The following is an 8430-nucleotide window of genomic DNA, read 5'->3' as shown; positions in this document are numbered from 1 at the left end:
GAATTTAGTTTCTATAAATCTTGCTTCATTTTTAAATCGTGAGACAGAGAAATTTACTCTTCCTTGAAATTCTGCACTACTAAAATCAACTTTCCCTTCAAAATCACAGGCCCTGCATTCAACATCTCTTTCAAAAACACAACCTCTTGCATTCAAGAAATCTTTAAAAGTGCAATCGCTGAAGACTAGCTTGCTTTTTATCTTGGGAAAAACAAGTGTACTTTCAAAATTACAGAGCCAAAACTCAATCTCCATCTCTTCAAGCCACAGCGTTTCATCGATCCTTCCGATCTCAACATCTGATACTACAAACTTAGATTCTGTTTGTTGAATATTGCTTTTATCGATTCCTAAAAGCTTCGCGAGTTCTTCTACTGTCATTACTTCTCTCCTTCAATGATTCCAATCTCCTCAGGAGTGAGGTTGTAGAGGGAATAGACTAGGGAATTAATTTGGGATTCTAGCTCTTGGGTAGGGGAGCTGGGATTTTGCTCTTTTTGCGTTTCTCTTAAAAAGTAGAGGATCGCTTCATAGAAGGCTTTGGAGTGGAGATCTTGAGGGGATTTGGGGAATTCTGCTTTGTTGGCTAGGGATTTGACTTCGATAAGCACTTGAGCCTCTCCCTCGACATAAATCGCACTATCGATTCTGCCTTTGGTATTGCAGTCATAGCCAAAGCTTTGGTGCAAGAATTTCTCGATCTCTTTTTTCTGATATTCCTCATCGCTTCTTTTGGTGGCTTTGTCTAGGAAATTTGAAAGATTGGCTTGGAAGCGTTTGAGGTCTTCATCTTTTGGGACTTTGGGGCTGTGAGATTTGATGAAGTCTTGGAGTTTTTGTCCTTTGAAATAGATCATATGTTTCCTTTGTGGTTTTGTAGAGATACCCCCCTCCCCCCTTTTTTACTAAGCTTGGTTTGGCATTTTTTCAATATAGAGGCTTTGGCTTGGGAATGCAAAGCTAAGGTTGTGTTTATCTAAGATCTCCATAATCTTTAGCATCACATCTTGACGCACATCAAGCCATTCTCCCCAATTGGTCGTTTTGGAGAAACAATACACCAAAATATTGATCGAGCTTCCCGCAAACTCATCAAGCACGACAAAAAGATTGCTTTTGTATCCAAGGAGATCATCAAGTGAGATAATACTGCTTTTGAGATCAAGTTCATAATGGCTAAGGGGTTGTTTCTCATCATCGGCTTTAGCAATTTGTGGGTGATGAAGAAGCATTAGCTGGATATCTCTAATGCAAGCTTTGATTTGCTCTGGGGTTGAGCTATAAGTGAGTCCTACTTGGAATCTAATGCGTCTTCCTCTCTTGCGACGATTCCAATTCCTCACGCTTCCATTGGCCAAAAGTGAGTTGGGAACAAAAAGCATCGCATTATCAAATGTTCGAACTGTCGTGCGTCGCAATCCGATCTCTACCACAGTCCCCTCAACATCACCACACACGATCCAATCTCCTTGGTTGAAAGAGTTATCAAACAAAAGCACGACTGAGGCGAAGAAATTGGCAAGCACATCTTTGACCGCAAACGCCACAGCTAGCCCACCAATCCCAAGTGAAGCAATCAAGGCAGAAACATTGAATCCAAAATTTTTCAAAAGCACGAGTATGGCAATCACGACGATGAAAAAGTATGTCACTTTTAGCAAAAGATTGATCACTTCACGACGGAAAGAGTTGTTACGCTGGGCAAGACCTCCCAAAATCGCAGTCCCATATCCTTTGAAGAGCAAAATAATCAACCAAGTCAAACTCAAGATAAAACACGCATTCACCCACATTTTGAGCTTAGGAGAAACAGGGTTTGGATAGACCAAGATATCCAAAGAGAGATTAAAGCTAATCAATAAAATCAACCACAAAATAGGTGTAGCGATTTGCTCTTTGATCTGCTCTTGGACGATCTTGCTTTCAAGGAATTTGGAAAACAGACTGATTGATTTGAGCAAAATACGCGCGATCAAATGTCGCACAAAAAAGAATGCAAGGAAAATCACCACAGAGAAGATCAGCTTCACAACCGCAGGATATTGAATCTTCTCTGGGAGCAATTTGACAGTTTTGTCCAAAATCACACCAAGATCAAAACTACTCCAAATACTTTTGGGAAGCAAAAGATCGATACGACTTTTCAAAAAATTGAGAATCTCTACATAGCTTTCAAGCGTTATTTCAAGCTCTTGCTGTTTCTCTTCTACCTCTTTAGCCTCTTGTGGTTTGAGTCCTTTGGTAGAGATAGGATTCTCTTCTGTGATGGCTTTGATTGTCTGCTCAATCTCTCCCTTGACTTGCAGATGCGTGGTGAAGAAGTGATTGCGTTTTGAGAGAGTTTGGGCGCATTCTACCAAGGCCTTTTTGCTCTTAAGTTCTTGCAAGATTAAAGAATTGATAGCAGTTGAGTAGGGATTTTGCATCGTGCTTGAGAGCGCATTTTCAAGCTCATTGATGGATTGGTTGAGCGTTTCAAATGGTGCGATCTCTCCATCAACGATACTTGTGATGATTTTTTTCATCAAGGCTTCTTTTTTCTGAGAAGCTCTAATGAGTGCTTGAGCGGAAGTTTGGTCTTGGGAGAATTTATTGATATTGATCACTTCTTGTGTCAACTCATAAAAATCCTTTCCCCCCAAAAACACTATTAAACTCACTAAAAAAAATAATTTTTTTATCATAAAAAACCCTTTAAATTTATTTGCTAAGACTAGTTGAGTCCCTAAAATTCTTACGTGTATTGATGAAATAATCACTATTATAAGGAGAAGGTTTCCTCACTTCATTGTTATTTCTAATATCATTTTTTGTATTGTCTGTAATGACAGGGATATTTCTTGGATCATACTCTGGAGGGGGAGGAGGGGGAGGGGGTGTTGAAGATGGCACCTTGAGGCGTCTTGTATTTTTGGGACCGAAGTTAAATCTCACACCCATATTGACTGCATAAGTCGTGCTTGTATCTCCCAAAAATCCTGTTGAGGCTTCAAGATAGACTCTTGAAGATTCGTTGAGAATGAAGTTTGCCCCTGCTTGAAGCAATAGATGAAAATCTCCACCATATTTATATTCCACTGTATTGTTTCCATCATCTAAGCGAACACTTCCTCCATTATTCACCTCATAGACAATTGACCCCCCTAGCCTAATATCTCCCTTAAATGAAGAATAATCCATCGCATATGCACCAACCAATCCCGCACGCATAATCACAGGGAAAGAATAGCCCAGATTGGCTTGGATTGTCGTATCTGAGAGATCTACAAAGCTCAAATCATTTCCGTGGATATAGCCACTAGTCACCTGTGCTTCAGGTTGCAAATAAAAATAGTTATATCGCTTTTGCCCAAGTTTGAATTTCTTCCCAATTTCTACGCTTGCCATCAATTTATGGTTGAGATATTTGGGAGAATTTTTGGCTAGAGAGTAGTAATTGATCTCATACATTCCATAACTCATAATGTATTTGGCAACCACATCGACATAAAAATCATTTTTCGCCACAAACACATCATAGAAGTTAAATCCTACATTGTGGATATCCCCTGTATAGTCTTTGCTATTTGGAGAGACCAAAGCATAGCTCAATGCAAATCCAAGGAAATTTTGCCCTCTCAAAGAAAGAGAATTTTGATCATATCCAATCCAACCTGAATAATAATAATCGTCGACTTTGATATGGGTTTGTGTTTCTTTTGTGCCATTGATTCCCATATAATACCTCGCCCAAAGCCCATCAATCCTTTTGAGCTCTTTAAGCTCTCCAAGTCGCTGGTTGAGCGTCTCTGTTTGGATTGAAAAAGCACGATATTGGCTTTGCAAAATTGAAGCGATCACTTTCGTGCTATAAGATGGTCCAGTGTTGGTTGTTTTCCCCAAAATCCAATCCCACCCATTGCCCTCTTGAGCATTGACTTTTTTCACATCGGTTTGATAGGCTTGAGTCCCAATCTCAAGATCTCTTCCTGCAAAGCTCACTGTTGTCTCAGGATCATCTACATGAGCTACGACGATATACTTCCCATCTAGATTCTCTGTGTAGGTTTTTTGGTTATACACAACTTGAATAATATGGCTTCCTAAGGCTATTTGGGCACTGACTTTGTCTGCTAGATTGGCTCCTATATCGACATAAACCCTAAACACACCATTTAATCCATTGAGACTTGAAAGCCTCAAAGTCCTTGCTCTTGTCTGCCCATCTTGAGGGACTACATCAGAAGCCACCATATCTTTCCCCACTCTTTTACCCACTCTTGCCTCATCTCTATCTTTGGTCATATCAATCATACTGATTTGAGAATGAGTAGAATCTGCTGCCATTAGAGCTTCATCAATGACCGAAGAAGATGAGTTATTGATCACAAGGCTTTTGAGCGTAGAATCTCCTGTCATAATCCATCGCCCACCAAATGCACCATTTGTCCCCAAAGTTGCCTTTCCAATCAGTGGTTGCTCTTGAGTGATGATCCCCTGGAGTTTTCCTCCATTGAGTGCAATATCAAGCGTTGAGGTATCTTGAGGGGTAATATCAAAATCAATCAAAGCATTGCTCAAAGAAACAATAGAAGCTGAAGCATTTTTTGTTATCACAAGTTGGCCTGAGATTTGAGCATTGTTTCTCCCTACAAGAGCTAGGGTTGCATTGTCTTTGATTGTGAGCATATCAATAGAGCTATTAGAATAATTTGTTGTCAAGATACTAATCGCATTGGTCCCACCAGTCCCTAGCTCTTTAATCGTTCCATTGGAGTTATCAAGCTGTATATTCAGCTTTCCATGCACTAAATCTATACGCTCAGAATTGATCGTTGAGCTAAGCGAATCAAAATCGATATTTCCAATTAATGTCGCCCCTGTATTTTCAAGAATCGATCCGCTATTAAGCTTGATCTCTAGGTCATTCTCACCCTCTTTCTTGGCTCCTGTATGGTTGATACTTCCTTGTAACTTGGATTGATTATTGAGTGTGATTTCCATTTTGGGCGTAGCGATTGAGGTAATCGTTGATTTCATAGTAGAATGATTATTCAAATCAATTTTCACTATGGAGTTTGTCGAAGAAAGATCTCCAATCAAACTTGAACCTTGCAAGCGATTATCATCTAGGTTGATTGTTGCATTCAAAGAATTGATTGTGATGTTTCCTCTCATAGTTGAAGAATCGCGATAATCCAAAAACAAATCACCACTATTTTGGACAATATTACCGATCAAAGAAGATTGTGCATTAAGCAATATTTCTGTATGTGAAGGGAAGTTTTGATTGGAAACAACTAAAATATTGCTAGCGATAGAAGATTGATTAAATGCTTTGAGCACCGCTTTTGAATCTATCAAAGTGATTCCGTTCGTGCCATCTGCTTGTTGTGTAGATTGATGATCAAGAGTAATCAAGACATCTTCGAGATTGCTGATACTAATCTTTCCAAGCGTAGAAGACTCATCCATCAAAAGATGTGCAAACTCAGAATCTTTAAAAATCGTCTCTCCTCCAACGCTTGATTTATTGGTCATCACCAAATCAAGCTTCCCTCCATTAAACTCAAAATTCTTAGTAATTGTCAGACCAGAAAGAGGGAGAGGGAAAACCGGCTCTTTTCCAGGATGCAAGTTTTCAATCTGAACAGGTTCAGTATTGGTCAGATTTGTGTTTGTAGAGATGAGATTCCCCTCTATCACATTGCCCTCTCCTGATCCGCCTAGATACACATCTGTATCATCAAATCTCACATCTCCTGTAACAGAACTTCCATTTTCAATCGTCAAAATAAGGCTAGGTGTCTTATCTCCCCTTCCTGTCATTGTGAAGCCCTTGGCGATATTTGTATGATCCAAAGTCATCACCGTATTGCCACGCGTGATCGCAATCGTCCCTCCAATCGAAGAATCTTTGAAATGAAAGTGAGCATTGGCATCTGTGAGCTTAATATCTCCCCCAATATTTCCTCCATCAAAATCACCCCCGACATTCCCTCCATTGATTTCAATATCCCCCCCTATCGTCCCTCCACTTCCGATATCAAGCTCCAAATCATTATCTGGATCATTTGAAATCACACTGCCTGTGATTTTTGAATCATTGATAACCGTGAGCTTTGAGCTTGAATGACTGAGTGTAAAGTTTCCAGTTAGAATCGTGACATGATCAAGCTTGAGAAGATTGACAATCTCTCCTTGGGCATTTTTGGGACTATCGCTGATTGTGTAATCTTTAAGCTGTGATCCTTCATCAAAGATCACTTTAGATCTGATGGCCTGATTGATACTTGTAGGATTAGAAAAATTGGCCTTTTTAAAGGTGATATTTGCAGTCCCTCTATTTTGCGTAAAAATCCCTTTAAGGGTGAGCCCTGTGAGTTCTCCAGAAAGACTTCCATCATTTTGAGTGAGATTTTGCTCAAAAGTTTCTATCCTATCTTGAGCAATGCCGTTATCTAATACTGTCTGAACATTATGGAGTGTAATGTCTTTTTTGACAATCGATGATCCTCCCAAAGACCAATGCAAGCTTCCCCCAGTCTGTGTATATTCTCCTAGCAATTCAGAATTTTGACGCATATCAAAGCGAGTTTGGGTTTGGTGGTTGGTGATATTCCCTGTGATTCTTGTCTGAAGAGCTTGGAGGTGTTGCTCTCCATTGGTTTGTGTGATATTTCCCTCCAACAAAACACGATTTGAAAACATCAAATTCGTGCTCGTTGTATCCTGTGAGACAATATCAGCTTGGATCTTTGAATTATTGCTTCCTCCAACCCAAACTCTCCCACCTGTAAAGGTAAAATCACCATCTCTTGATTGGCTATTTTTGAAATCTAGCCACAAAGAATGATTGTTGGATGTGACGCCCCCTGTGAGAGTAGAGCCATTGTGAAAATTAAATGCCCCCATATATTCCTCAAAATTCTCACGATTTGCGACAGGTTGATTCCCATCTTGAACTTGCAATCCTCCATTGAGAGTGGATTGTGTAAAGGTGAGTTGCACCTTTCCATCATCTCGCGTCGCATCACTAAACTGCTTCAATCCACCATTGATGATAGAACCCTTTGAGATTTCTCCTGTAAGGGTGTTGGATAAGTTTTTAAATGTCATACTGTTGTGGATTGTTGATGCAGAAATCTTCATCAAAGCCCCTCTATCATAAGGCACAGCCCTTACTTCAGTGAGAAATACTCCTTTTTGGATACTTGACTTATCCAAAACAAATCGCGATAAATTCCCCCCTGATTGATTAAACATTCCCCCTATTTTTGTCTCCTCCAAAGCTTTAAAATACATCACTCCTCGAGTTTGTGTGATGCTTTCAGCGATATTGGTTGAGGTGGCATTGATCGTGGTCATTCCACCTGTATTAGAAACCCCTCCATTGATCTGACTTTTTACAAATGTTGCAGTAAGCTCTGCAGAATTTGACACAATAGATCCATCAACAATTGATTTGTTGACACTAATGGTCAAATCTCTTTGGTTTTGAGTTGCACTCTTCATCGTTGAATTCTCATTCAAAGAGAGCGTTGTATTTGAATCATTTCCTGTAAATTCCCCCATAGTTGAACCATAAAGAGTGATATCACTTCTCCCCGTGTTAAGGTTAAATCCTGTGACAGAAATCGCTTGCAATGTGCTGTTTCTAAACTCCATATTGGTCGCTGCATTAGAGATTGTGATACTTGAATCAAATTGTGCTTTTTTGAAGGTTGCATTTGATTCTCCGCCTGTTTGGACAAATCCTCCTTTGAGATGGAGTCCATTCATCCTTGCACTTAGATTCCCACCTGCTTGGGTAATGTTGCCCGTGATTGTTGCAGTTTGGGTGGCGGGATTTTGATTTTCATTGGCCAAAAGTGTGGCTCGCACTCCATCAGCAATCTGCACTCCCCCCTCTAGCGTTCCCTCAATCCTTGCGCTTAGCGTTCCTGCACTTTGTCGGATATCACCTTGCATTGTAGAGCCACCAAGCAGTGTAGCATTTGTCTGCGTGTCATTTAATAAACTCCCCACAAGCTTTCCACCCGAAGCGATATTGACATTTAATGTTGTCCCGATTCCACTAAAAATCCCCCGATTTCCCGCACCATTTGTCCCACTTGTCAGAGTAAGAGTTGCATTATTTTTGATATCAAATGTCACTTGATGCTGAACGCGTTGCATATTTGCAATGCTCAAATCAAGATTGAGATTGCCTCCATTGACATTAAAGGTCGCACTAGCCCCATTTTGCAAAAAGAGCATTTGCATTTGATTGATCGTGCTATTTCCTGTGCTATTGACTGTCAGATTTCCTGATCTCATCAACTGCACGCCATTGATTGTTTGACCAGTAATGTTCTTTGTTTGGGTATCAGTAATCGTCCAATCGATTCCATAATGAGGGCTAACCAAAAGAGCAGAAAGAGCAAAAGCAGGGGCGAATGTTTTCATTTG

Annotated in this window: 4 protein-coding genes; all 4 read right to left on the bottom strand. The window is 40.1% G+C overall.

What is annotated here, in order from left to right:
* Positions 1-381: pentapeptide repeat-containing protein (locus LW137_RS04740; RefSeq protein ID WP_233033692.1), on the bottom strand; the 381-nt coding region annotated here is incomplete at its 3' end.
* Positions 381-857 (bottom strand): DUF7149 domain-containing protein, encoded by a 477-nt coding sequence (locus LW137_RS04735; protein ID WP_233033690.1) that lies wholly within the window; start codon positions 855-857, stop codon positions 381-383. The genes LW137_RS04740 and LW137_RS04735, both read right to left, overlap by 1 nt.
* A 48-nt stretch (positions 858-905) precedes the next feature.
* A complete protein-coding gene (locus tag LW137_RS07240; RefSeq protein ID WP_233033688.1) occupies positions 906-2660 on the bottom strand; it encodes a mechanosensitive ion channel family protein in 1755 nt (584 codons plus the stop codon).
* A gap of 40 nt (positions 2661-2700) precedes the next feature.
* Positions 2701-8427: an autotransporter outer membrane beta-barrel domain-containing protein gene (locus tag LW137_RS04725; RefSeq protein ID WP_233033686.1), complete on the bottom strand. Its 5727-nt coding sequence runs from the start codon at positions 8425-8427 to the stop codon at positions 2701-2703.
* Between the last annotated feature and the right edge of the window lie 3 nt (positions 8428-8430).

It is taken from the genome of Helicobacter kayseriensis (assembly GCF_021300655.1).
Classification (GTDB): domain Bacteria; phylum Campylobacterota; class Campylobacteria; order Campylobacterales; family Helicobacteraceae; genus Helicobacter_G; species Helicobacter_G kayseriensis.
This window is presented reverse-complemented; position numbering and strand designations above follow the sequence as displayed.